The sequence below is a fragment of the Streptomyces sp. CB02923 genome, from assembly GCF_001905005.1.
Classification (GTDB): Bacteria; Actinomycetota; Actinomycetes; order Streptomycetales; family Streptomycetaceae; genus Streptomyces.
The window spans coordinates 537,617-564,253 of record NZ_LWKZ01000023.1 but is presented as its reverse complement, the minus strand read 5'-3'; the positions used below and the strand labels follow the sequence as shown (position 1 = coordinate 564,253).

Below are 26,637 nucleotides of genomic sequence, written 5' to 3'. Positions count from 1 at the left end.
GTTCGCCACGTTCGACCCAACCCATCTCAAGAACGGCGGACAGCAGAGGATTTCGTTGTGGACATCCGGCACTGGGGACGGCTGTTCCACAGCGACTGAGTTTCTGCGTGCCCTGCACGAGGCAGCTCGACTTCCCGCACGCCACCTGCACAGTCTCGTCGGGGGCGGCCGGGGAATTCCCTAGAGTCGGCCGGACCCGGTGCCGGCCGCACGCGAAGGCGCCGGGGCGCCGCGGTTGCTCCGCGGCGTCCCCGGCGCCTTGTGTACCCTGGGCTCGCTTTCGGACCGGGCCGGGCCCTGTGGACAGGGTCCGGCCCGTGTTGCCCGTGTGCGGCGAACCCCGGGAACGGGGGTGTTACTTGATGAAGCCGTCCACGACACGGGGCGGCCAGGTTCCCACCGTCAGCACCCCCATCGCGTAGGCGCGGGAGACCAGTGCGGCGCGGTTGGGTACCTTCAGTTTCCGCAGCAGTCCGGTGACGTGATATTCCACACCTTGCCGGCTGAGGTACAGCCGGGATGCCAGCGGAATCGTGGACAGGCCCGCCGCGATTCCTTCCAGGATTCGCGCGTCGATCTCGCTGAGCAATTTCTTACGCGGTGCCACCACCGCGTCGCCCTCCGCATTCTGTCCGGACTTCATCATGACGAGGACCGCGGCCGGTTCGGGAGCGTAGCCGCTCACCGCGGTGGCGGTGAGGTTGCCGGTGAACGGGTCGCCTGTCGATCTCAGCGCGACCACCTGCGCGGTGAAGCGGTCGCAGCGGCCGGTCAGCAGCCGCTCGAACTGCCGCATGAGCGGCTGCCGCACGCTGGGGTGTACCAGCTCGCGGAAATCACGCCCGCAGACATCGGGGGCGGTGACCGAGGAATCGGAGGGGGAAGAGGCGAGTACGTCGACGGACGCCGCGTCGGGGGTCGCGAAGTGACGGAAGAATTCCTGGGTGGCCTGACGGACCGTCAGCGCCGGATCCAGCACGGCCATGCACATGCCTGGCCGGTCGGACGGCGGCCGCTCTTCCCGCCGTCCGGACGTGCCGAGCGCACCGACCGTGCCGACCGCACTCCGACCTGCCGAAATCTGCGGAGAATCCACCAGAGCAGAAAACTTCAAGGGACCGACATCCTTTCCAACCCCCGTCTGCAAACCAGGAACACAAGAGAAGTTGAGCGAGAAAGAGAGATCCGGAGAATGGAACGCGCCGGGCGATCCGAAGGCCCGGTCGCTGCCGGGGCTGTTTTCCGACCTCCCCAACACATTCGACACTAGGGAGAGGTCCAGACAAGCGTCAACGTCGCCCCGGCCCCCCACCGCTAAACCTGTGGTCCCGCTCCCGCACGGTACGGTCCCGCACCACCCTTTCGGTCCCCCCGAACACTCCCCGCCGCTTACCGCCGGTAAGCCGTACCTCACACGGCGGCGCACTCAGCGCGCCGGGAACACCCCTCCCCCGCTCCGCCCACCCAGGAGTTCACGTCGCCCGGCCACCCCCAACTTGCGGTAACACGAGGTCAGATGCTTCTCCACCGCACGGGTGCTCACACCCAGTTCATCGGCGATTTCCTGATTGGTCAGCCCCCGGTCCACCAGGGAAACGACCTTGCGCTCACTCTGGGTGAGCGATGCTTCCGCAATCGGGGCGGTGGCGGTCCCCAGCGCCGCGTAGGCACGTTCGGTCATCCAGGGGGCGCCGCAGGCGGTGGCGAGATCGGCGGCCTCGCGCAGCACCGCCTTCGATTCCCTGCCGCTCTCCAGTGCTCGGCCCAACTGCAGGAGCGTACGGGCCCGTTCGAGCGCGTTGGCGGATGAGCGGAGGATCTCGGCGGACTCGCGCAGGACGGGTACGCCCCCTCCGCCGGGCAGGAGCGCCTTCAGCCGCAGGGCGCGGCCGAGGGCTGCGGGGGCCGCCCACTGCCTCGCCCAGGCCAGTTCCTCCTCCGCAAGAGCCAGCGCCGGGCGGGGCTCGCCCAAGCGGTGGTGGAGGACGATCGCGCGGGGCCGCCAGGGGTAAAGGGCGGAGTTGCGCCAGCCGGCTGCTTCGAGTCGGCGGCCGCAGGCCAGGAGGGATTCCAGGGCGTGGACGCCGCGGCCGCGGCGGGCGTCGAGCGAGGCCTTGAGGAGTTGCAGCATGGCCGTCAGGCCGAGGCTGCCCGTCCAGCGCTGCCCGGCGTCCGCGAGGAGGCGTTCGATCAGCTGGATGTCGCCGGTCTCCATGGCCACCGCGGCCCGGACGGCGGCGATGGGTTCCCGCCAGTCCGCGGTGGCCAGTTCGGTGGCCCGGTCGGCCTCTTCACGGGCCTGGACCAGACGGCCGCAGGCGAGCTGGATCAGGGCGTTCTCGGCGTGCACCACCGCATCCGGGCGGGCGGTGTGCTGCTCGCAGGACAGGCGGGTGTTGATGCCGTCCACCGAGTCGGTGGCGTACAGGGCCACCGCGACCAGCGGGAGTGCAATACAGGCGCGCGCCGCCGTCACCGGCTCGCGTTCCAGGATCATTTTGGCCAGGGCGCCGACATCCGGCGCCGGTACGGCGCTGGAGAGCACCGCCGCGTTGGTCAGGACGGCCGCCAGTTCACGGTCCCCGCCGGTGTCCAGAGGAGGCGGGGCGCCCAGCGCGCGCAGACGCTCCACCGCACCGGTCAGTTCCGTCGGGTTCTCGTGACCGGCGTGCCACAGGCGCGCTTCCAGGCGGAGGGCTATCGCGCGGGCACTTCCCCGGTGCCGCGCCATGGGGTCGAGGTCCTCGGACACGCGGCGCAGCAGGTCCACGGCCGAGGCGGGCGCCTCGCCCAGGAGGTTGGGCGGGATGAGCAGCGAGGCGGCGGCCCGGTCGGTGGCCGACGGCAGCAGGCGGACGGCCTGGCCGATGTGGCGCTCGCAGGCGGCGGGGTCGATGGCGCGTTCGGCGCCGGCCAGCTCGATCAGCAGGCGGGCGCGCGCGAAGTCACCCGTGCTTCCGAGCAGGGCGCACTGAAGGTAGCGGACGGCGTCGCCCGGAGCGCCCCGGCGCAGCGCGGCCTGCGCGGCGGTCCGCAGCACCCTGACGGCCCACGGCCGGTGTGTGGCGGTGACGGTCAGCAGCAGGTCCGCGACGTGCTCGGCGGGCCGGCCGGCCTGGTGGAGGAGTTCGGCCGCGGCGTCCCGGGAGCGCTCGCGTTCGGCGACGGTGAGGGCGGCGTCCATGGCGTCGCGGACGACGCGGTGGATGAAGCGCGGGGTGCCGTGCGAGGCGAGCAGGCCGAGGTGGTGCAGGGTGCGCAGGGCCTGCTGGAAGCCGACGGTGTCCAGCCGGGCGTGACGCCGGATGAGGCCGGGCTCGCCGTGGTCCCCGAAGGCGGCGACGGCCGCGGCCAGGTCGCGTACGGGGGCGGGCTGGGCGAACAGGCAGGCGGCCAGGCGGTCGCGGAGCTGGGCGGGGCGCTGGAGGCGGGCCTGGCCGGCGTGTTCGGCGGTGGGGCGATGCCCGGTCAGGGCCAGGTCGCGCAGGACGGAATGGAGGAAGAGGGGGTTGCCCGCGCAGGCCTCGTGGCAGGCGTGGGCGTAGCTGTCGTCGGCGGGTTCGCCCAGGTGGTGGTGGATCAGGGCCCGGGTGCTGTCGAGCGAGAGCGGGGCCGGGCGCAGGATCTCCGCGGCGTCCGCGATGTCGCGGACGAGCGGGTGCTGGGCGCGGGGGTCGCCGTCGCGCAGGGTGCACACGAGGGCGGCGTGCAGCCCGTGCGAGCGCCGGATCAGGTAGGCGAGCCAGCGCAGGGAGGGCAGGTCGGCCCACTGCAAGTCGTCGATGAGGAGGAGTACGGGAGTGGTGGCACAGGTCTCGGCCAGCAGGGACCGCAGTCCGTGCAGTACGGATTCGGTGGCGAGGGCGTCCGGAGCGCCGGGAGCGGGGAGGACGTCGGTCAGGTCCGTCCGGACAGCGCCCTGGTCTCCGGGGGCCATGGGGTCCCGGCACAGGGCGGGCCCCAGGAGCTGGTGGACGATGCCGAAGGCGAAGTCCTGCTCCATGGGGGCGGCGTTGGCCCGGAGTATCTTCACGCCGTCGGAGGTCCGGGCCCCGGCCTCCTGGAGGAGTGTGGACCGGCCGATGCCCAGGGGCCCGGTCAGCAGCAGTGCGGAGGAACGGCCTGCCTGTGCCCGACGTACTGCGGTGTCGATGCGGGCCAATTCGGTTTCCCGCTCATACAACATCCGTGACGTCCCTTTCCATCGGCCTGCTCCGCGCGCGGAGTTCCTTGCGTGAGGTGATGTGCAGCTTCTTGTACGCACTGCTCAGCCGGTGCTCGACGGTGCGCCGGCTCACCACGAGCTGTTCGGCGATCTCCCGGTTGCCCAGGCCGCGGCGGGCCAGTTCGGCGGTCTGCCGCTCGGCGGGCGACAGGTCGCCCCACCCGGTGGGCAGGGCCGCGTCGCCGGGGGTGGTGGGCTGTTCCAGCCGGGCGGTCAGCCACCGTACGCGTTCGGCGAGCCGGGTGGAGGTGTGGGCCACGGTCCGCTGCGACAGTTCCTTCAGCAGGCGGGCGGCGGCGGCGTGGTTCCCCCTGGCGATCTCCTCGGTGGCGAGTTCGACCAGGACCCAGGCGTAGGCGAGCCGGGTGGGCAGCTCGCGCGGGACGCGGGGCAGTGCGCGGATGCCGGCGGCCAGACCCTTCTGGTCGAAGCATCCGGCGCACAGCTGGGCCAGCCCCAGTGCGCTGGGAGCGCCCCAGCGGCGGGCGAGGACGAGTTCTTCCAGGATCAGGTGCTGGGCCTGTTCCTGGTCGCCGAGGGAGATGCAGGCACGGGCGGCCGACGAGCGCCAGGGCAGCACGATGGGGTTGGCCCACTGTCTGCGCAGCAGCCAGCGTCCGCACTCCTTGAACAGTTCGACGGCCTCGGCCGAGCGCCCTTCCTCGGTGGCCACGCGGGCACGGGCGTACAGCAGGTCGGGCCAGTGGATGCCGTATTCGGCGCCGGGCGGCATGGGGGCTCCGGACAGGGCGCGGGCCTCGTCGTAGCGGCGGGTCTCCAGGGCGACGACGGCGCGTACGGCGATGAGGAGCGGTGCGGCCAGGGGGTGCCAGGCGGCGATGGGCATGGCCCGTTCGGCGGCGTCCGCGGCGCGGTCGGCGGCGTCCAGGCGGCCGCTGCGCAGGTGCAGTTCGGCGCGGATGGTCAGGGCACGGGCGAGGACGGGGTGGCAGTGGCGGCGGCGCAGTTCGGCGACGATGGCGGCGAGTCTGTCCTCGGCTTCGGTGGCGGCATCGGTCAGCCACAGCGCTCTGGCGGCGACCAGGCGGATCACGGCGGGGACGGCGTTGCCCGCGTCCAGGGCCCGGCGGGCCAGCTCCGCGGCCCGCCCGCGGTGCCGGCCGCGTGCGGCGAGCTGTCCGGCGCGGATGCCGGCCTGGGCGGGGGCGAGGGGGTGTACGGGCATGTCGGGGACGTCGAAGGCGGAGACGTCGCCGGTTTCGGGGCCGGTCTCGGCGGCGTACCAGTACAGCGCGATCAGGTTGTCGCGTTCGGTGCCGCGGGCGGTGGTGAGGGCCTCGGCGGCGGCGCGCCGGGCCCAGGCGTCGTCGCCGCGCGCCAGGATCAGGTCCAGGGCACGTATCCGCAGTTGGGACCAGGCTTCGCCCTCGCCCTGGCTCCGGATGAGGGCGGCCAGCCTGCGGTCGCTCGCCTCGGGGGCGGAGACGGCCTCGGCGCCGGCCAGGTCGAGGCTGATGTGCGCGCGTTGCACGGGGTCTTGGATCTCGTCGAGGGCGCGGTCGAGGTAGGTGGCGGCGCGGGCGAAGTCGCCGCGGCGCAGGGCGGCGCCGGCACTGCCGCGCAGCACGTGGACCGCCCATGGCTCGCCGATGGGGGGTGCCTGGAGGAGGAGGCGGGCGATGTCCTCGTCGTCGGACACGGCCCGGTAGGCGAGGTGGGCGGCGCGGGCGTACAGGGCGGTGCGCTCGGCGGTGGGCATGTCCTCCAGGATGCGGGCCTGGACGACGGGCAGACGGATGCGCTCGTAGGAGCCGTCGGGGACGGTGAAGCCCGCCATTTCCAGCGTCGCGCGCAGCCGGGATTCGCTCACGGTGCACAGGCCGGCCACGGCGCAGATCAGCGGGAAGTCCAGCAGGTCGCCCGCGACGGCCAGCGCCCGCAGCACGGCCGTGGCCTCGTCGGTCAGGCCCCGCAGGGCGCGCCCCGCGCGGTCGCCGATGATGCCGGTGATCAGCGTGTGCAGCTGCGGGGCGCGGTCGGCGGACGGCCGGTGTCCGGCGTCGGTGAAGCACTGGAGGGCCGAGCGCAGTACGGCGGGACTGCCGAGCGACGCGTGGGTGGCCGCGGCGGCGAACGCCTCGTCGCACGGGGTGCCGCAGATCCGCTCGACGAGGGCGGCGACCGCGCGGGAACTCAGGGGGCGGACGGTCAGATGGCGGGTCAGCCGCGTGGAGGGGGTGGCTTCGGCCAGCCAGTCGGGGCCGTGCGGGTCCAGGCCGGTGCGCGCGATGAGCAGGGCGAGGGGGACGCCGGTGGACAGGCGGCGTACCAGGGCCTGGAGCCAGTTGAGGGAGGCGGCGTCCAGCCACTGCGCGTCCTCCACCGTCACGAGCGTGGGGACGCGGTGGGCGGTGCGCAGGAGTTCGGGAAGGCCCGGCAGGCCGTCCGGCTCGCGGGGTCCGCGCAGGGCGTCCAGGGCGGGTTCGGCCATCTCGCCCAGCAGGCCGAGGAGTTGGGTCACGGTTCCGTAGCGCAGATCGCGTTCGGCCAGGGAGCCGCTGACGCGCAGGACGCGCACCGAGCGCTCCTCCGCCAGGCGGGCGGTCCAGCGCAGCAGGGCGTTGTGGCCGAACCCGGGGCGGCCGGTCACGGAGACGACGGCGGGCCGGCCTTCGCCGAGCGCGGCCACCATCTTCTTCAACTGCGCCTGTTCTTCCTCGCGTTCAAGAAGGGGCGGGTCGGCACGCCGACGTCCCGCCCGTATGAACCCCGCGTAGAGCTGCTCTTCTTCCAGGCCTGTCACCGGCGTCACCCCGGCCGCCTCAACGCTGTCCGCGCGACCGCGGAGCCTGCCGCGCCGCGCCGCTGACGTCCGGGCAGCGGAGAACGACGGCGAGCTGGGCGCGCTCGGCGATGCCCAGCTTGCGGTACACGTTGGTCAGATGCGTCTCGACCGTGCGCACGGAGACGTGCAGCGACTGGGCGATCGAGCGGTTCCTTGCGCCGCCGGCGGCGAGGCCGGCGACCTTGCGTTCCATGCTGGTGAGCAGGTCCAGGGGCGAGGCGGTCATCTTCCGCATCCGGCCGCCCGCCTCCTGCAGGGCGCCGCGGGCGCTCTGGCCCAGCGCGAGGGCACCGCAGCGCTGGGCGAGGTCGGCCGCCGCACGCAGGTGTTCGCGCGCGGCACGCCGCTCGTCCGCCGCCAACAGGGCGCGCCCCAGCACGAGTTCGGCGCGGGCGTGTTCGACGCGGGCCGGTGAGGAGGCCAGTTCCCGCACCGCCTCGCCCAGCAGTGCCACGCCCTCCTCGCCGGGTGTGGCCACGCCGCGGGCCAGGGCGGCCAGACCGAGGACGCGGGGGGTGCCCCAGCTTCGCGCGAGGCGCGTGCCGTACGCGGCGGGCTCCCGGGCCTCGTCGGCGCGGCCCAGTTCCGCGAGCACGCAGGCCGCCTCCGCCCACCACGGCAGGTATGCGGCGTGGTGCAGTCCGGCCGCCTCCAGTGACCTGCCGCACTCACGGAACAGCGCCAGTGCGCCTTCCGCGTCCCCCAGGGCGTGCCGGGCACGGCCGAGGGCCAGCAGGTAGCGGTAGTAGACCCCCACGTAGTGGTCGCGCCAGGCGGGTCCGGTGCCGGTCAGCAGCTTCTCGGCGTGTGCGGCTTCCCCCCGGTCCACCAGTACGCTCGCCAGGGCCACGCGCGGCAGGACCATCGACTCGCGCCACTGTTCCGCGTCGGTGATCTGCACCGCCTTCCTGGCGTCCGCGAGCGCGTCCGGGAGTGCGCCCAGGCCGTGCAGGAGCAGGGCCCGGTTGGACAGGGCCAGGGAGAAGGTCCATGCGGCGGAGTTCTCCCGGCCGGGGACCAGCAGCCGGTCCAGGGCGCGCAGCGCGTCCTCGGTGCGGTCCGCGAGGGTCAGCACGAACCCGGCGTTGATCAGGGACCAGCTCCTCAGGGGAAGCTGGTGGGAGCCGGCCGCGCGCAGGGCGTATCTCACCGCGGGTTCGGAGGCCTGGTCGTCGAGTGCCGTCAGTACGGCCATCGCCGCCAGCTTCTGGCGCTGGGCGGGGGTGTCGCCCTCGGGCACGGTCATCGCCGCCGCCCGCCTGCGTGTCGCGGCGATCGTGCTGCGGCCGTGGGTCCCGACGATCAGCAGCACCGACTCGACGAGGGTGCGCAGTTCCCGGTCGGCGGGCAGGGGGTCGGGGCCGAGTTCGGCGTCGAGGGCGTCCAGGATCTCTTCGAGCATGGCCAGGGAGGCGCAGCTCTCGCGGGCCGCCAGGCAGGTGGTGCCGAACTGTGCGGCGATCCTCGCCCGGGTGCGGATGTCGACGCTGGGCACCAGGGCGCCGCGGAGCAGGCCGATGGCTTCGGGCGGGTCGGTCTCGGCCAGCACTCCGGCCAGCCGGACGCGGACCTCCAGGCAGTCGGGGTCCACTTCGCGCACCCGCTGCAGGCAGCGGGCCGCGGCCTCCGGGTCGCTCCGCGCCTCGGCGCGGGCGGCGGCCTCCAGCAGGACTCCGGTCATCCACGGTTCGGATATCGAGGGCAGCGGCAGGAGGAGGGCGGCGATCTCTTCGGCGGGCCGGCCCGCGTCGCTCAGGAGCAGGGCCGCCCGCGTGCGCAGGTCCGACAGTGCCTGGGTGCCCAGCGGCGCCAGTACTGCCGCGCGTACCGCGTCGTCCGCGAGGTGTCTGCTGCCCGGCGTCAGCAGTCCGGCCTCGCGCAGCGCCCCCAGGGCGTCCTGGGCGTCGTCGGCGGGGACGGCGGCCAGGGCGCCCACGTGGTCGGCGCCCCGCTCGCCGAGGACCGCCACCGCCCGTGCGACCTCGCCGACCCAGGGCGGCCGGCGGTCCAGGAGTTCGCGTACCCAGCCCGTCAGGACGCGGCCGCCGGCCTCGGTGATCCGGTCGGCGCCGCCGACGCCCGGTCCGGTGCCCTCGTCCCGCAGTTCGCGCAGCAGCCGGTCCAGCAGGCGGGGGTTGCCACCCGTCATAGCCGAGGCGCGGGTGATGAAGTCGGGGGCGGCGGGTGCCGGGAAGAACTGCCGTACGGCCTCGGTGACGTCCGTCTCGGTCAGCGGCCGCAGGCGCAGCGTCGTGCTGCGGTGGCGGGCGGTGAGGACCGCCAGGGCGCGGTGGACCGGGGCGGCGCGGGCGAGGGCGGTGGCCTCGGCCTGCTGGGTGAGGACGACGAGCAGCGGGAGGCCCTCGGCCCGGCGCAGCAGGAAGTCCAGCCAGCGCAGGGACAGCTCGTCGCAGTGATGGGCGTCGTCCAGGGCCAGGACGACCGGGCGACGGCTCAGCTCGTCCGCCGCGAGGTGGTACAGGCCGTGGAAGGCGCGCTGGACGGCAGGGGCGTGCGGCGGCTCACCGGTCAGTGCGCCGGGGGCGAGGGCACGGCGGGCGGCATCGTCGAGTGGGGCGTCGTCCTGCACGGCCGGGCCGAGCAGGGCGCGTACGCATCCTAAGGAGTCGCCCGCGGCGCCCTCTTCGCAGAGGGCGTGCAGAACCGTCGCGTGGCGGCAGACGTCCCCACTCAGGAAGGCGTCCAGGAGAGCGGACTTGCCGATTCCGGTCGGGCCGGTCACGACCGCCGAGCCCACCTGTCCCCGGCGCGCCGCGCGGGCGAGGCGGTTGAGGGCAGCCAGGTCGTCGGTGCGGCCGACCACGGTGCGGTCCGAGCAGGAATTGACGCTCCGGTCCTGCACCATAGAGCTCCTCGCACCTCAGAGACACAACAGATGCGACGGGGCGTCACCACACCGTGTTGTAAATCACCCTAAAGAGTGATGTCCGACGTGCGTCACAGTACATGATCGGCAGACTCCGTGACCAGGAACGCCGTTCAGCGCGCCGACTCCCCTCCGGCGGCGAGGTGTTCGCGCAACAGCGCCAGAACAGCGGGGGCCTGAGAGCTCAAGAAGAAGTGACCGCCCGGGTAGACCTGGAGGTCGAACGCGCCCGTGGTGTGCGCGCGCCAGCCCTCGGCCTCCTCCAGTGTGGTCTTCGGGTCGTCGTCACCCGTCAGCGCGGTGATCGGTGCCTTGACGGTCGCCCCGGGCTCACAGCGATAGGTCTCCACCGCGGTGTAGTCGCTGCGGATCGCCGGGAGAATCATGCGCAGCAGCTCCTCGTCACCCAGCAGCGCCGCGTTCGTACCGGAGAGCAGCTTCAGCTCGTCGACGATCCCGTCGTCGTCGCGCCGGTGCACGCTCTCCGCCCGGTAAGTCGAAGGAGCGCGCCGCCCCGAGGCGAAGAGGTGCGTCAGCTCTCCGCCGTCCGCCTCCAGCCGCCGGGCCACCTCGAACGCCACCATCGCGCCCATGCTGTGTCCGAAGAACGCCGTCGGCCGCGACCTGATCCGGTCCCCCAGCGCCGCGTACACCAGGTCGGCCATGGTCCCGATGTCACTGGGGCTGGTCTCGGTGCGCCGGTCCTGACGGCCCGGGTACTGCACCGCCAGCACCTCCGCGACGGACGTCAGCTGTGCCGACACGGGGAAGAAGAAAGAGGCCGAACCGCCCGCGTGCGGAAAGCAGACGAGCTGGCGCGGGCGCTCCGGCGCCGGGTGGTAGCTCCGGGCCCAGAGCCCTTCCGCCGTGGTCGTCGTCATGCTGCTGATTCCTCCTCCTCGCGAGGGCACCGGACCGGCCCGCCGGAATACGGCGGCCGGTCACCGGCCTCTGTGGTCCACACACCCATTCCACAAGGAGGAATGCGGAAAATCACCTAGTGTTCGCGCTTCGCGTGACGGCGGGCCCGCCGCACCGAAGCCGTACGGGACACCCGGCGCGACGACGCCGCGCGCCGGGATGTCCCGTGCGTCCGGCCTACCAGCTGGCGGCCAGCAGCAGGTCGCCGTACTCCCGCTCGCGGGACGCCTGACGCAGGTCGGAGTCGACCATCATCTGCATCAGCTCGGGGAAGTCGACGCTGGGCTCCCAGCCGAGCTGGGTGCGGGCGCGCTCGGCGTCCGCGCACAGGATCTCCACCTCGGCCGGGCGCACCAGCGAGGGGTCGATGCTGACGTAGTCCTCCCAGTTCAGGCCCACGTGCTCGAAGGCGATGCGGACGGCGTCACGGACCGAGTACATCTCGCCGGTCCCGATGACGTAGTCGTTCGGCTCGTCCTGCTGGAGCATCAGGTGCATGGCGCGGACGTAGTCTCCGGCGAAGCCCCAGTCGCGTACGGCGTCGAGGTTGCCCAGGGACAGCTTGTCCTGGTAGCCCAGCTTGATACGGGCCACCGCGAGGGAGATCTTACGGGTCACGAACTCCGCGCCACGGCGAGGCGACTCGTGGTTGAACAGCATGCCGGAGACCGCGTACATGCCGAAGGACTCGCGGTAGTTACGGGTGATGAAGTGCCCGTAGGTCTTCGCCACGCCGTAGGGGCTGCGCGGCCGGAAGATGGTGGTCTCGCACTGCGGGGTCTCGGCCACCTTGCCGAACATCTCCGACGAGGACGCCTGGTAGAAGCGCATCTGGCCGGAGCTGTCGCCGCGCGAGCCGTTCAGGCCGCTGACCATGCGGATCGCCTCGAGCATGCGCAGCACGCCCATGCCGTTGATCTCGGTGACGAGCTCGGCCTGCTGCCAGGACATCGGCACGAAGGAGATCGCGCCGAGGTTGTAGATCTCGTCGGGCTGCACCTTGTCGACGGCGGAGACCAGGCTCGCCTGGTCCATCAGGTCACCGTCGACGAAATTCAGCTCGGACACGAGCCGGCTGACCCGCGACTTGCGGGGATTCGCCTGCCCCCGCATCAGACCCCAGACCTGGTACCCCTGCCCGAGCAGGTGCTCGGCCAGATAGGAACCGTCCTGCCCGGTGATTCCGGTGATCAGCGCACGCTTGGACATCTCATCCCTCTCCTCGCAAAGAACAGACCGCCCAAACGCAGAGCCGGTTCGGCTACTTGGCCTCTTGGCTGCTTGACCTCGAATGGCACCGGGTGGCATCGAATACGCCGCGGACCGGACGCTGGGTAATCGCACGCTTCCAAGCGGCCGGGCACGGTGTCAAGAAATTCTGGGCACACTAGGGAATTCACGAGTCCAACCGGCGGTTCTGCACGCCCCGTTGCGGACGGCGCCACAGGTACGGTCCGGCAGCGCTCTCCCGGCGTGACACTAGGGATTTTCCGGTGTGCGGTGCGCTGCACTGTCCATGTGTGCCCTTCCAGGCCCGGCCCGGCGCGCTCACCCCTTGCTGCCGACCGGGCCTGCCCACCTCCTGGAGCGTCGCCCGGTGCTGCTCAGCCTCCTGCGAATCCATCTGCGGCCCCACCGACGCTCCGTGGCACTGCTGGTGCTGCTGCAACTGGTGCAGGTCCTGGCCACGTTGGCCCTGCCGACGCTGGGCGCCGCGATCATCGACAAGGGCGTGGTCAGGTCCGACAGCGGCTACATCACCCGGACCGGCCTGACCATGCTGGCCGTGGCGCTCCTGCAGATCGCGACGTCCGTCGGCGCGGTGTCACTGAGCGCCCGTACGGCGATGGCGCTGGGCCGCGACCTGCGCTCGGCCGTCTTCCGCCGGGTGCTGGACTTCTCGGCCCGCGAGGTCGGACAGCTCGGCACTCCGTCGCTGATGACGCGGACCGTCAACGACGTGCAGCAGGTGCAGATGCTGGCGCTCTCCGCGTTCGGCGTCGCCGTGGCGGCACCCCTGATGTGTCTGGGCAGCATCGCGCTCGCACTCCAGCAGGACGTCGGGCTCTCCCTGGTCCTGGTGGCGCTGGTGGTGGTCCTCGGATTGGCCTTCGGACTCATTCTCGGCCGCACCGACCGGTTCTACGCCCGCATGCAGAAATACCTCGACCGCACCAACGGGCTGCTGCGCGAGCGCATTACCGGAGTCCGCGTCGTACGGGCTTTTGTGCGCGATGACCACGAAGGCGAGAGATTCAGCCGCGTCAATTCCGAATTGCACGGCATCTCACTGCACGTCGGCCGGCTGCTGGCGGCCATCATTCCCGTCGTACTGTTCGCCCTGAACGCCTTCATGGTGGCCGTCCTGTGGTTCGGCGCGCACCGTGTCGCTTCCGGGGAGGTGCCGTTCGGCGCGCTCAGCGCGTTCCTGAGCTATCTGTCGCTGGTCCTGATGGCCGTGGTGATGGTGACCTTCGTCTGCCTGGCGCTGCCGCGGGCGAGGGTCTCGGCGGAGCGCATCCAGCAGGTGCTGACGACCGAGCCGAGCGTGGCGGCGCCACCCGATCCGGTACGTGTCGCGCCCACGGCCGGCGCGCTGGAGCTGTGCGGCGCCGAGTTCCGCTACCCGGGCGCGAAGGATCCGGTGCTGAGCGGGATCGATCTGCGCACCGGGCCCGGCGAGACGGTGGCGATCCTCGGCAGCACCGGCAGCGGCAAGACCACCCTGCTCAACCTCGTCCTGCGGCACTTCGACGTCACCGCGGGCTCCGTCAACGTGGGCGGCGTCGATGTCCGCGCACTGGACGGGGAGGTGCTGCGCCGCACCGTCGGCTTCGTACCGCAGCGGCCGTACCTCTTCTCCGGCACCGTCGCCGGCAATCTGCGCTTCGGCGTCCCGGACGCCACCGACGAGGAACTCTGGCGGGTACTGGAGATCGCCCAGGCCCGCGATTTTGTACAGCGCCTGCCCGGCGGGCTGAACGCGCCGATCACCCAGGGCGGCACCAATGTGTCCGGCGGGCAGCGGCAGCGCCTGTCGATCGCCCGCACCCTGCTGCGCAAGCCGGACATCTACCTTTTCGACGACTGCTTCTCCGCACTGGACTACGCCACGGACGCCGCCCTGCGCGCCGCCCTGGAGCCGGAGCTCTCCCGGGCGACGGTGCTCACCGTCGCCCAGCGCGTCAGCACCGTCCAGCACGCGCGGCGCATCGTGGTCCTGGACGCGGGACGGATGGTCGCCACCGGAACGCACGACGAACTGCTGCGTACCAGTGCGACGTACCAGGAGATCGCCCGGTCGCAACTCACCACGAGCAACGGTCACCACGGCGGCTCCGGCCCGGACGCCGGAACCACAACGACTCCTCAGGAGGCTGTCCATGGTCTCGGCGGACCGCGCTAGCCGGGGGCGGCGCGGCCCCGCCCGCCGCACGCTGGAACTGCTTCGCCCGCACCGTGCGCTGGTGACCGTGGCGGTCGTCATCGGCATCGGCGGCGTCGTGCTGAACGCGGCGGGCCCGATGATCCTGGGCCGGGCCACGGACCTCGTCTTCGACGGCATCCAGCACACCCACGGGTCCCCGGGGGTCGACTTCGAAAAGATCGCCCGCGTGCTGCTGGTCGCGCTCGCGCTCTTCGGCGCCGGCTCCCTCCTCACCCTCCTCCAGGGGCGGCTGGTCGCCTCCGTGGTCCAGCGTGTGGTCTTCACCCTGCGCCGGTCGGTGGAGTCCAAGCTGGCCCGCCTGCCGCTGCGGTACTTCGACCGCCAGCCGGCGGGCGAGGTGCTCAGCCGGGTGACCAATGACGTCGACAATCTCCAGCAGACCCTCCAGCAGACCCTCAGCGGGCTGATCACGGCGGTCTTCTCCGTCCTGACCATGCTGGTGCTGATGTTCGTCATCTCGCCGCTGCTGGCACTGATCATGCTGGTCTGCATTCCGCTGTCGGCCCTGCTCACCGCCCGGATCAGCAAGCGCTCACAGCCGCGGTTCGACCAGCAGTGGGCCGCCACCGGAACGCTGAGCGCCCATGTCGAAGAGATCTACACCGGGCACGCGCTGGTCAAGGGCTTCGGGCGGCGCGAGCAGGCCGAGCGGGCCTTCGACGAGCACAACCAGGCCGTCTACCGCGCCGGTGCGCGGGCCCAGTTCGTCTCCGGCGTCATCGAGCCGTCGATGATGTTCATCTCCAACCTCGGCTATGTCGTCGTGGCGGTCGTCGGCGCGCTGCGGGTGGTCGCCGGGGCCCTGTCCATCGGCGACGTCCAGGCGTTCATCCTCTACTCCCGGCAGTTCAGCCACCCGATCGTCGAGGTCGCCGGCGTCGCCGCCCGCCTGCAGTCCGCCCTCGCCTCGGCGGAACGGATCTACGACCTCCTGGACGCCGAAGAACAGCGGCCCGACCCCGCGCACCCCGCACGGCTCCCCCAGGCCCGCGGTCACGTCCGGTTCGAGAAGGTCTGTTTCCGCTACTCCCCCGACACCCCCCTGATCGAAGACCTCTTCCTCACCGTCGAACCCGGTCAGACCGTGGCGGTCGTCGGCCCGACCGGCGCGGGCAAGACCACCCTGGGCAACCTCCTCATGCGGTTCTACGAGATCGACGAGGGGCGCATCCTCCTGGACGGCGCCGACATCACCGCCCTGACCCGCGACGAGCTGCGCTCCCACATCGGCCTGGTGCTCCAGGACGCCTGGCTCTTCTCCGGCACCATCGCCGAGAACATCGCCTACGGGCGCCCCGACGCCACCCGCGAGGACATCGAGGCCGCCGCCCGCGCCACGTGCGCCGACCGCTTCATCCGCACCCTGCCCGACGGCTACGACACCGTCCTGGACGAGGAGTCGGCCGGCGTCAGCGCGGGTGAGAAGCAGCTGCTCACCATTGCCCGCGCGTTCCTGGCCCGGCCCTCGATCCTGCTCCTGGACGAGGCGACCAGCTCCGTCGACACGCGTACGGAAGCCCTCATCCAGCGCGCGATGCACTCGCTGCGCGAGGGCCGTACCAGCTTCGTCATCGCCCACCGCCTCTCCACCATCCGCGACGCGGACCTCATCCTCGTCATGGAAGGCGGCCGCATCATCGAGCGCGGCACCCACGAGCAGCTCCTGGCCGCCGAAGGCGCGTACGCCCGGCTGCACTCGGCCGTGGACACCACGGAACCGGGCACTGCCGAACCGGGCGATACCGGACCGGGCGGCGCCGAATCGGGCGGCGCCGAGCTGGAGGACGCCGTACCCCGCTGAGTGTTCGTGTCAGGGTCCCGGCCGGACCTCGAAGCCCTTCGGCTCGCCCGGAAACATACGGACCCGCTGCCGGTCCCACGCCCGGAACGCATCGCCGCCTTCGTCCGGGATTTCGCCGATACGCCGGGACTCTGCCGCACGCCCGATCATGGCGGGGCACCCGGCCGGCGGAGAGCCGACATCGCGAAGCACACGCGCCACATACGCGACCTCTTTCTGACGGCACTCGGAAAGCACGGCTGAGTACGGGCGGCGGTGAAAGCACCCGCGCGGAGCCGGTGAGGTGTTCGACGAGGTGTTCAATGCGGTGTGGCGCGGACCGGGACGGGTCATGCCCACAATGCGTCATCGGAGCCGGAATCCGCCACCGGCATCTGAATAACTGCTTCCTCATCGATCGATCAGCTAGGTTGATCGCCGGTCGTCGGAAGGGACGCGATGCATCAGGTTCATGTGCAAGAAATCGAGTGCCTCCTCACACTGGCCGAGGAATTGCATTTTGGGCGGACGGCCACCCGCCTGGGCTGCTCCCAGAGCCGCGTCAGTCAGCTCGTCGCCGGCCTCGAACGGCGCGTCGGGGTACGGCTCGTCGAGCGCACCAGCCGGCGCGTGCAGCTGACCCGGTTCGGCGCGCAGTTCGTCGGCGAGATACGCCCGGCCTACGAATCGCTGGTCACCGTGTTCGACCGGGCCCATGAGCGCGCCCGGCACGGTGTCCTGCGGCAGTTGCGGATCGGCTTCCACGGCAGCGTCGGCGAAGAGGTCACCGAGACGTTCCGCCGGCTCCGCGCCCACCACGACGTGGCGATGGCGTTGAGCGAGATCCCCCTCGGCTCGCCCTTCTCCGCCGTGCTCGACAGCCGGCTCGATGCCGCGGTGGTCGAGCTCCCCGTCCAGGAGGCCGCGCTGACCGTCGGGTTCCGTTTCCCTCCTCAGGACCGGCTCCTCGCCGTCGCCGCCTCCCACCCGCTGGCCGCCGCCCACCGCGTGCACGTCGAGGACCTGGCAGGGCTGGACATCCTCCACCCGACCGGAGACGCCCCCGGCCACGGGATGGCCGCCCGCGTGCCGCCCACCACCCCCGCGGGTGCGGCCATCCGCTCCACCAGGGGAATCACCAGCGCCGAGGAGGGCTTCGCGCTCGTGGCCGCCGAGGACCACGCGATGCTGGTCTGCCGCCCCCTGGCCGAGCGCGTCACCCGCAGCGACGTGCGCTGTCTCGCGGTCGACGGTTTCGACGCGCCGTCACAGCTGGGCCTGATCTGGCGCACCGACCGCTCCACCCGGCAACTGGCCCTGCTCGCCCAGCTCCTCCACGAGGAGTTCACCGGCGACGCACGGCTCGGGCAGCTCCAGGTGTGACGTCACCGCACCGCGCGCAGGATCTCCCCGCTGCGGCCGGTGCCCGCCAGCGCCACGGCGGCGGCCACGGTTTCCGCCGCATCCGCCACGGAGTCGGGGGCCTCCGGCCCTCCCATGTCGGTGGGGATCCAGCCCGGGTCCACCCCGTTGACCACGATGCCGTCGGGGCGCAGCGCGACGGCCAGATTCTCGGTCATGACGTTCAGTGCGGCCTTCGACATGCGGTAGGCGGTGAAAGTGCCGTCGAAATCGGCCGGGTCGGCGTCCTGGCTGGTGACGTTGACGACGGACGCGCCACCGGCGGCCCGGAGCAGGGGGAGAAATCGCTGAGTGACCGTCAGCGCCCCCCAGGCATTGGTCAGCAGCAGGTCACGGGAGACGGAGGCCGGGGCGCCCGGAAAGTGTTCTTCGGCGTGCTCGAATATTCCGGCGTTGTTCACCAGGGCGTGCAGCTTCCGTGTCGTGCTCCGCACCGATTTCAGGGCGGCGGTGACGCTTTCCGGGTCCGTCACGTCCATCCGTACGGCGGTGGGGCCGTACGTCCGTAATTCTTCCAGGGCCGGTGCGGCGGCCTCCGGTTTCCGGCAGGCCAGGATGACCGACCAGCCGCGGCCGGCCAGCAGCCTCGCGCTGTGCAGGCCGAGTCCCCGGTTCGCGCCGGTGATCAGTACGTACCGTTGTTCCCCGCTCATCGCGTTCTCCGTCGTCCGTGAATGCATTCGGGTGTGCCGGTGCGGTGCGTGTCGCAATCCCGTGTGCCGCCGGTGGGCGGGGGCATGGTCAGGGGTTGCGCCGGTCTCTGTCGTCCTGGTCGGACCACGCGTGCAGCCGCTTCTGGAATTCCGCACGTTCCCGCGGGGTCGCCGCCGGCCTGCACACGGCGTGGAGTTCGTCCACGAACGAGGTGGCCTGTTCCAGGTCCGCCACGCTGAGCAGGTCGGTGTGCATGACGGCGTGATGACTGGTGAACGCGTCCTGTTCGCCGTCGATCCAGCCATTTCTGGTGGCGATCTGGTGTAATTCCGTCCCCGGGTAGGGCGTGATGATGCTGAGGTTGAACTCGGTGTCGCTCAGGCCGAGTTCCAGGATGAAATCGAAGGTGCGCCGAATGGACATCCTGGTTTCCGCGGGCAGCCCGACGAGGAACAGGAAAACCAGTTTGAGGTGCATGGTGCGGGCCAGCGTGTGGAAGCGGCGTACCGCGTCCAGGTCCAGGTGTTTGCGTACGGCCGTCGCCTGCATGTCCGGGTCGCCGCTCTCCACCCCCACCTCGACACCGACGCAGCCCGCGGCGACCAGGGCCGTCACGACTTCCTCGTCCAGCCGGTCGATCCGCGTCTCGCACCACCAGGGGACGCCGGTCCCGGCGGCCTCGATGGCCCGGCACATCTCCAGGGTGCGGGCGCGGTGGAACGAGAAGACCGGGTCGCGGAAGACGGCCGCGGTGATGCCCAGGTCCGCGCACTGCCGGAATTCCGCCACGATGCGTTCGACGGGGTAGGTACGGATCTTACGGCCTTCGCTGAGCGGGTACGGGCAGTAGAAACGGCACGGATAGGGGCAGCCGAAACTCCCGTTGATGCTGGTGATTCCCGTCAGGGCGATCGGGGGGAACATGTACGGCGTGTGGTCGACGAGATCCCTGGCGGGCAGCGGCTCCGCGGCGAGGTCACCGAATCGGGGCCGGTGGTGCCCCGGGTCCAGAAGGGTTTGGGGGGTGACGAAACCCGGGACGGTCGTGTCGCCGTCCAGCGCGGCCCGCGCGGAAGTGATGGATTCGGGGAGCAGGATGCCCTCGCAGCCGCCCTGTTCGAACAGGACTCGCCATTGTGCCGGGCTGCGAATGCTCGCGTAGGCGTAGCAGCGTGCGCCCTGGGCGCGGAAAGCGGCGATGCGTCCCGCGTCCTCGTGCAGACTGGGCAGGGAGACCTGGCAGATGACGGTACTGCCCGGAGTGGCGGTGACCGTGCCGGTCACTTCCTCGTCCACGACCGCGATGTCTCCGGCACCGCCCTCGCGCAGAACGCCGGCCAGCCGCATCAGGTCCAGCGGTGGCAGCAGGAAATCCTCGTCCTTGCACACCGTCCCCAGACCGCCCGCGTAGGTCCGCTGCAGGTCCCGGCCGAAAGACGTCTTCGGGCTCACGAGCATGACGTTACCGAGTCGCATTCGTCGCACCTTCTTGTGCCGAGTGGTGGCATCGGTTTCAGCATGATCAGTAATTCGGTCCGCCCACGTTCCGCCGTGTCCACACGTTCCCGTATACGGGAGGAGAAGAGGCGGTTACGGGTTTCCTTGCTGCACCGGAAGGAAACCGGAATACCGGACTGACACCGGCGGACGGGAAGTTCGAGCAAAAGCAGACTTCGGCCGTGCTCCGCACGGCGGCAGGCCGGCCGATGTCGTCGATTCACGCGTTTTCTGCTGCCCCAGCTTCGGGTGACCTTGGTTGCATGTCAAGCGAGTTGGCGTATCGCCTCGATTTCGGAAGAACCTTTTCCGTGGGAGGTGCCGCCGAACGCCACCAGAGCCGGGAGAACCGTCACCGTCACCATCACGACAAGGAGCCAGGAGTTGACGGACAGCATCTGCCACAGGCCGTTCTGGTCCGGCACCCGGTCCCCCCAGTCCATCGGCCGCAGCATCAGCAGCATCACCGCCACCCCGGCCCCCCGGCGCGGCAGGTCCCGGTAGCGCAGAACCAGCCACGCCCCGGCCAGCACGGGCCAGTACAGGTGGTGCACCCAGGTGACCGGTTCCAGCAGCAGCCAGACGCACCCGGTGACGAGGACCGCGAGGACCGGATCGCGGGTGCGGAGGCGGCGCGTCCACACCGCCCAGACGGCGAGCACGGCCAGAGCCGATGCCGCGAAGACGAGCGACGTCGCCGTCGGTCCGAGTCCGCACCTCAGGACGAAGGAGTACAGCGACTGGTTGGCGGGGTCGCCGATGTCCCACACGCGTTCGCGCATCCGGAACGTCTCGGAGAGCCAGAAGCGCGCGGAGTCGGACGGGAACACCCCCCAGGCCAGCAGGGCCGCCCCGGCGAACACCGCCGAGGCCGTGGCCGCCTCGCGGTAGCGCCGGGTGAGCAGGAAGTAGGGGATGAACATCAGCGGAGCCAGCTTGACGGCGGCTGCCAGTCCGACGAGCGCACCGCCGAACGGCCGCGGCAGTCGCCCCAGTGCGTCGATCAGCACCAATACGGTGAGCAGCGCGCCCAGTTGGCCCCAGAGCTGGGTGGAGAGATGGGCGGAACTGACCAGGACCAGCGACAGAGCGATCGCGAACAGAGGGAAGTTCCGCTGCTGATGGTGCCGCTGTGCGGCCCGGTACAGCAGGACGACCGTCCAGATGGCCGCCGCCAGGGTGAGCGCCGTCCACCCGAGGGCGGCGGCGCGGTCGCCGAGCCAGTGCAGGGGCCACAGGATCAGGGCGGCGAACGGCGGGTAGTTGAAGACGTCTCCCTCGCCGGTGGCGTAGTCGTACAGCGAATGTCCCGCGGCGCTTTCGCCGATCGCCGCGCGGTAGATGGCCAGGTCGTACTGGAGCGGGTCGTCGGTGCCGATGCCCGGCACCAGCGCCCAGCCCAGGGCGTAGCCGCAGGCGATGACCAGCACCGCCGCCGAGGCGATGGGCCACAGCCGTGGCCACCGCCCCTGATGAGGAGTGGTGGCGGAGCGTGGGAGTGACACCGGTACTCCTTGCGAGATCACGGGGAACCAACGGTCTGCGCGGGGCGTTCAGGGGGTGATCGTCCGGGGTGCGGGAGGGGGCAGGGGGTGTTCGAGGGGTGGATTCAGGAGCTTGGCCAGGGCTCGTCGCAAGCCTGGGGGCCGGTTGCCGGGGCCGTGGCGGGTCGGTGCGTACGGTGCGCGTAGGGGCCCGCCCGGGGCGGCCCGTGCCGGAGACACTCAAGCGGGCGTGCTCTGACCGGCCCGCGATCGGGCGAAGCCTCGCACACACTCCCGCGTCTGGCGAGAGCGCCTCGCTCCCTTACGGGCGCGCGGTGTGCCACGGGAACGCGGTGTGCCGCGGGCGCGCGGCGTGTCCCCCGCGGGAGACCCCGTCGGCCAATTCGGGCCGGGAAAAGGAGAATTCCTGGCTATGATCCAGCCGATCGCGCTTTTCGCTGCCCGGACAGGCCGCCGGACGCCGCTCCCCGCCGCGTGCCGCTTCCCGGCCGGCGGGACGGGTGTTCTCATCGTCGACAGCTCGGAGGAGAGATGGACTTCCCTGGTGACCGCGTACTCGAAGGAGCCTCCGCGGAGGACCGCCGGGACGGGCCCGCGACGCCGGACCGGGGTGGTGACCTGACCCGCATGCTCGTCCTGAAGTGCCTGAGCGACCAGACCGGCGACTCCGCCGAGGAGATCGCCGCGGCCGGTTACGTCGAGGGCGACGACCGTGACTACGTCGAAGCCGTGAACCGGCTGGAGTCCTACTTCGACTGCACGCTCGGCCTGCTCGGCGCCGACGGCCGCCGCATCGTGGTCGAGGACGTGATCGCCCGCATACCGGCCGGCTCCGGCGCCCTGGCGGGCGGCCATGACTGACCCCTCACCGGTCCGGCCCGCACCCCGGGCGAAGGGCCGCGCCCTGGCGTCCCGCTGCGGCATGAACGGCCGAGGACGGCGTGTCATGCCCGGTTGACCCATCGCACACCGCGCCTGCTTCACCCACCCGGCACGCCCTGCGTGCCGGTCCCTCGCCGCACCCGCGGTGCCCGCAGTGCAGTCCGCTGCTGCCCGCCGCGCCCGGAAGCGGTCCGTGCTCCCGGTCCGCCGTGCGGAAGCGGGAAACGGCCGAGGGCTCCTCCGGCGTACCCGCGACGCCCGGCCGGACATTCACGCGGGGCCGGGGCAGCCGAGATCGCCCACCCCTACGGTGCGTGCCACGAGCACGCGGTCCGGAGGCGGCCCGACGCGGCCCGCGCGTCGCCGTCCGGAGCGGGGCCGAGGAGATCCGTCTCCTTCGCTCCTCCCACGGCGCCCCGCCACCCGCCTCGCCGTTCCCTGCCCCACCATCCCTGCCTCGTTCGAGGAGCGCCCACGCGCGCTCCGGAAGAACGACGGCGGACGCTTCCGAAGCCGATGCGGACGAGGGCGCGCAGGCCAGTCGCGCCACCCGAACGCACAACGAGAAACGGTGTATTGCCAGACCATGGACATTGATTCCGAGTCCACCGCGATCAGCACCTCCCCGCCCGCCGACCACGACTACCACCACGTCCGCGGCGACCAGCACGACGACCGGCACAACGGACACCACGCAGCCGCCGACCAGGACCGCCGGGACCTGGAAGCGCGGTACGGCACCAAGTGCGCCCGGCTGCTCCTGCTGGCCGCCGATCCCGCCTACCGGCCGGTCGCCCTCCCCGTGTTACCGCTGGACGACGCGGAGGCCCGCGCCTTCGCCTCCCGTACCGGCACCCGGCTCTCCCCCGACGGCACGCACGACCACCCCGCGCTGGTCCGTGCCTACGGCGCCCACCTGCGGGAACAGCGCCCCGGTCTGGCGGCCGAGGTACGGGCGGAGTGCGGTCCGGCGCCCTGGATCGTCCGCAGTTCCGGCGCCGAGGACACCGCGGTGAACGTCAACGCGGGAGGCTACGACAGCGTCGTGTGCCCCGGCGAGGCGGAGCTGTACGCCACCGTCGCCGCCGTCGTGTGGAGCGGCTGCACCGAGCGGGCCGTGGCCCAGCAACGGCTCGCCGACCCGGACCACCGGCCCGGCCCCATCCCGGTCTTCGTCCAGCCCCTGATCGACGCCGCGCCCGCGGACGGCGCGCCGCCCGCGGAGGACGAACTGCCCCTGCTCGACGAGGGCACGGTCGCGGACATCACCGGCTGGCTGCGCCGGCTGCACCGTACCTTCGGCGAGGCGCGCCTGGACTGCGAGTGGGTGGTGGAGACCGACGCCGGGCCGGTCTCGGTGACCAGCCTGACCGAGGCCCGCGACGGCCATACGGCTGCGGGCGCGGCCGGGGAAGCGGCGGGCGGGGACGCGACGGCCGGGGACGCTGCCGCCTCCTTGGGCCCCGCCGGGCAGCTCGCGCTCGGTTTCGGGTTCGCCGCCGCGCAGCGCGTCGACGCCCGGGGCAACAGCGTCGCCTGGCTGGCCGGTGACGCCGCCGGGAGCGTGCTGTGGCAGCGCGCGATGCTGCGGCAGGTGCGTACCTCGGCGCTGCGCCTGGTGCAGGTCCGTCCCGCCACGGCGTTCGACCCCGAACCGCGCGTGGAGGTGCTCACCGAGGACTCCCACCGGACCTGGCAGGAGGCCTGCACCGCCCTGCCCGCCGAGTTCCTCGTCCCGCCCCGCCGGATCGCCGCCACGGCGTACCTCGCGGCGATCACGCTGGACGACGCCTGGGCCCGCTACCTGGGCCTGGACGGGCCGCAGCGCGAGCGCGTCGGGCATGTCTTCGTCGAGCGCGGCAGCCCCGCCGAGCACGCGGCGGTGATGTTCCGTCAGGCGGGCGTCGCGGTGCTGCGCACGCGCCTGGACGAGCTGCCGGGCTGGGCCTCCTACGCCCTGGCCGACCCCTGGAGCCGTGTCTGCTTCTTCGGCGACGGCGAGCCGCCCCTCCTGCACACCAGCCCGCGCCGGGTCGCGGACGTGCCCGCCGACGCCCGGCTGCTGTTCTCCCCGGAGCAGTGTGCCGACGCGGCCGACGCCGTGGACAAGGCGGGGCGGGCGCCCACCGTGGAGTCGATGCCGGGCGCCGACGCCGTACGGGCCCTGCCCGGTCTGCCGCCCATCGTCAAGGACCGGGTGCTGGAGCAGAGCCTGCTGCCGTCCTCCGCCTCGTTCCGCCGCGTCCGCGATCACGGCCCGGACCGGGTGGAGTCCCCCGCCTTCCTGGCCCAGCTCGCCACCTGTCTGGCCGAGAAGGGGAAGGACGCGGCCGCCCGCGCGCTGCTCGACGGGGTTCCCGGGACCGCGCGCGCCAGTCTGCGTGCCGTGCTCGCCGCCCGGGGGGTCCTGACCCCGGGCGAGGGGTTCCCCGCGGCCACCGCCGCCCTGGCGCACGAGGACGTACCGGAGGTGGCCGCCGTCGCGGCCTGCGCCGATCTGCGTCCCGCCGTGGCGCTGGCCGAACTCGACGACGACGCGCGGATCCCGGCCACGGTGCGCGCCGGAACCGTCCGCGTGAGCGCCGCCCTGGTCACGGCCGGGGCGCCCCGCGCGGCGTTCCGTCTGCTGCGCGTCGTACGGCGTATGACGGACGACATGGACGCGCTGTGCGTCTACACCCCGGAGGAGCGGGAGCGGGTGCTGCTGGACACCCTCGCTCTGCTCCCGCCGGACGCTCCCGACCGCGTCGAGCGGTGGTGTGCCCTGCTGCTGTCGTCCTCGATGCCGCCGGGCGAGGCGCCGCGCCTGCTCGGTCTGGCCGCCGGGGAGGACGGCTTCGCGGAGGGCTATCTGCGGCTGAAGGAGTGCGAGAGCACGTTCACGGCCGCGGCCGGTCTGGGCGAGGCCACCGGGCGGGCCCGCGAACTCAACGCCGCCTACCGGGCCTTCGTCGCCGGTGACCGGTGGACGCCCGGTGCCCGGCCGCTGCTGGACCTCGTCCACTCCGACCTGGTGGAGGTCTACGACGCGGCGCTGAAGAAGATCCTGCTGCAGCTCGTGGACCGGCCGGAGCCGTTCCTGTACCGGCTGTACCTGGACGTGATGGCCGCCTGGCTGGACGCCGCCGGGGCCGGCGGGCTGGCCGAGGACGAGCGGCGCGCCGTCGCGGTCTTCCGGGAGTGGATCGCGGGGTGGCGCGCGGGGGAACCGCACACCGACTACACGATCGAGCACTTCACCCAGCCCCGGCTGGTGGTGGACCTCGCGGCGGCCGGTGAGGGCGGCTCGGTCGCGCCGGACAACCCGCATCAGCTCCACAACCTTCTGCACCAGTGGCTGCTGTCCCGCCTGGAGCGCTTCCCCGTCGAGCAGGCCCCCGGCCGTCTCGTGGAGCTGCACCGGTTCTGTGACCGTTTCTGCCGGGGCGGCAACAAGCTGCTGCGCTTCACGCGTGACTCCTTCGAGCTGGAGATCCCGCTGTCGATCCACAAGGCCAGCCTGCTGTTCCGGCCGGACCGGATCGAGGTCGAGTGGAGCGAGCAGCCGGGGGTGGAAGAGGCGGAGACCGGGCGTCTGCTGGCGTTCACGGTGCTGCTGCGGCGCTTCGGCGACTGGTTCCCCGACCTGGTCCTGCGCGCCGACAAGCTGCTGATGGCGGGGACCTGGACGCTGCGCATCGAGGTGCGTCCGAGCGGCGCCGACCGCTTCACCTATCCGCGCATGCGGCTGGCCCTGGAGCTGCTGCGCACCATGCTCGACGCCTCCTTCGACTTCTCCTACGTGGAGAACGAGGAGGTCGAGGGGCTCGGCGAGGCGTTCGCCGACGACGTGTGGAAGGAGTACTTCACCGGTCTGGTCGCCTACCGCCGGGAACTGGACGACTCCGACCAGTACGAGGCCGTGGAGTCGCTGCCGCTGGGCACCGCGATGGCCGCGGTCTGCCTGGACGGGGACACGCGTGCGGAGGTGGCGCGCGCGGTCCGCGAGGGGAGCGCCGCCGCGTTCGCCCGTATGGACGCCCTGTGGGAGGAACTGGCCGGGGAACGGACTCCGGACGCCTGGAACGCCCTGTTCGTGCGGGGCCAGCAGCTCACCCTGACGGCCGCGGCGCTGTGGCCCGAGGAGTCCGCCGGGGTGTTGCGCGAGGGCGGGCGGCCGTGGGCGGATCTGCTGGCGACGAGCCTGCTGCGCCGCCGGGACGTGCGCGACCGCCTGGCCGCCGGGTGCGGTGACAAGGAGGCCGTGTCGCTGACGGGCTTGGCGGGATCTCTGCTGCGGCACACGCCCGCCGCCCTGCTGCGGCCCGGCAACGCCGCCGCGGTGGCGGCGGAGCTGGCGGAGCGGCCCGGGGCTTTCCGCCGGTGCAAGCAGTACCTGGTGCACCGGTACGCCGAGGTGCTCGGATCCGGTGTCCTGGACCGGCTCGTGACGGACCTGGAGACCGTCCCCGCAGGGTTCTCCGAGGTGCAGGAGGAGGCCATCGCCGGTGCCCTGGGCCGGGCGGACGGCGGGCCACGCTTCCGGGCGCCGGTCCGCTCCAAGGTGGACGAGGCCGACCCGCTGTTCCGCGCGGCGCGGGCGCGTACCGGGGAGTGAACCGGCGCCGCCT

At 72.1% G+C, this 26,637-nt stretch carries 14 protein-coding genes; 5 read left to right on the top strand and 9 right to left on the bottom strand.

The genetic code is table 11. The features are described 5' to 3' along the window. Positions 1-355: 355 nt before the first annotated feature. From A6A06_RS20930 to A6A06_RS20905, 6 genes are all read right to left on the bottom strand, one after another. Positions 356-991, bottom strand: a complete 636-nt coding sequence (locus A6A06_RS20930) for a response regulator transcription factor (protein ID WP_242440894.1) — start codon at positions 989-991, stop codon at positions 356-358. A 435-nt stretch (positions 992-1,426) separates the two neighbouring features. Then, positions 1,427-4,186, bottom strand: coding sequence for an ATP-binding protein (locus tag A6A06_RS20925; RefSeq protein ID WP_073762801.1), 2,760 nt, complete (start codon positions 4,184-4,186; stop codon positions 1,427-1,429). Next, the gene (locus tag A6A06_RS20920) at positions 4,176-6,989 is read right to left on the bottom strand and encodes an AAA family ATPase (RefSeq protein ID WP_242440854.1); all 2,814 of its coding nucleotides are present in this window, start codon (positions 6,987-6,989) and stop codon (positions 4,176-4,178) included. Before A6A06_RS20920 ends, A6A06_RS20925 begins: the two co-directional genes overlap by 11 nt. 19 nt (positions 6,990-7,008) lie before the next feature. Further along, positions 7,009-9,897 (bottom strand): AAA family ATPase, encoded by a 2,889-nt coding sequence (locus A6A06_RS20915; RefSeq protein ID WP_073762800.1) that lies wholly within the window; start codon positions 9,895-9,897, stop codon positions 7,009-7,011. Between the two features lie 134 nt (positions 9,898-10,031). Then, a complete protein-coding gene (locus A6A06_RS20910; RefSeq protein WP_073762799.1) occupies positions 10,032-10,799 on the bottom strand; it encodes a thioesterase II family protein in 768 nt (255 codons plus the stop codon). Positions 10,800-11,016: 217 nt separating this feature from the next. Continuing rightward, positions 11,017-12,048, bottom strand: coding sequence for a GDP-mannose 4,6-dehydratase (locus tag A6A06_RS20905; RefSeq protein WP_073762798.1), 1,032 nt, complete (start codon positions 12,046-12,048; stop codon positions 11,017-11,019). 388 nt (positions 12,049-12,436) lie between these two features. Here A6A06_RS20905 and A6A06_RS20900 point away from each other — a divergent pair, with 388 nt between their 5' ends. The 3 genes from A6A06_RS20900 to A6A06_RS20890 all read left to right on the top strand — a co-directional run bounded on the left by A6A06_RS20900 (position 12,437) and on the right by A6A06_RS20890 (position 17,450). Continuing rightward, on the top strand, positions 12,437-14,245 hold the full coding sequence (locus A6A06_RS20900) for an ABC transporter ATP-binding protein (RefSeq protein ID WP_073762797.1): 1,809 nt from the start codon (positions 12,437-12,439) through the stop codon (positions 14,243-14,245). Then, complete coding sequence (locus A6A06_RS20895) at positions 14,223-16,088, top strand: ABC transporter ATP-binding protein (protein ID WP_199931028.1); 1,866 nt, start codon at positions 14,223-14,225, stop codon at positions 16,086-16,088. Before A6A06_RS20900 ends, A6A06_RS20895 begins: the two co-directional genes overlap by 23 nt. 453 nt (positions 16,089-16,541) lie before the next feature. Next, a complete protein-coding gene (locus A6A06_RS20890) occupies positions 16,542-17,450 on the top strand; it encodes a LysR family transcriptional regulator (RefSeq protein ID WP_242440853.1) in 909 nt (302 codons plus the stop codon). A gap of 2 nt (positions 17,451-17,452) precedes the next feature. On the opposite strand, the gene A6A06_RS20885 is transcribed toward A6A06_RS20890, so the two are convergent. The 3 genes from A6A06_RS20885 to A6A06_RS20875 all read right to left on the bottom strand — a co-directional run bounded on the left by A6A06_RS20885 (position 17,453) and on the right by A6A06_RS20875 (position 21,145). Further along, positions 17,453-18,142 (bottom strand): SDR family NAD(P)-dependent oxidoreductase, encoded by a 690-nt coding sequence (locus A6A06_RS20885; RefSeq protein WP_199931027.1) that lies wholly within the window; start codon positions 18,140-18,142, stop codon positions 17,453-17,455. A gap of 88 nt (positions 18,143-18,230) precedes the next feature. Then, positions 18,231-19,619 (bottom strand): AprD4 family radical SAM diol-dehydratase, encoded by a 1,389-nt coding sequence (locus A6A06_RS20880; protein ID WP_073762794.1) that lies wholly within the window; start codon positions 19,617-19,619, stop codon positions 18,231-18,233. A gap of 287 nt (positions 19,620-19,906) precedes the next feature. Then, positions 19,907-21,145 (bottom strand): glycosyltransferase family 87 protein, encoded by a 1,239-nt coding sequence (locus A6A06_RS20875; RefSeq protein ID WP_199931026.1) that lies wholly within the window; start codon positions 21,143-21,145, stop codon positions 19,907-19,909. A 531-nt stretch (positions 21,146-21,676) separates the two neighbouring features. Between A6A06_RS20875 and A6A06_RS20870 the strand changes: the two genes are divergently transcribed. Both A6A06_RS20870 and A6A06_RS20865 read left to right on the top strand, forming a co-directional pair. Continuing rightward, the gene (locus tag A6A06_RS20870) at positions 21,677-22,006 is read left to right on the top strand and encodes a DUF6137 domain-containing protein (protein WP_073762792.1); all 330 of its coding nucleotides are present in this window, start codon (positions 21,677-21,679) and stop codon (positions 22,004-22,006) included. Between the two features lie 607 nt (positions 22,007-22,613). Then, a complete protein-coding gene (locus A6A06_RS20865; RefSeq protein ID WP_073762791.1) occupies positions 22,614-26,624 on the top strand; it encodes a hypothetical protein in 4,011 nt (1,336 codons plus the stop codon). The last annotated feature ends 13 nt before the right edge of the window (positions 26,625-26,637 follow it).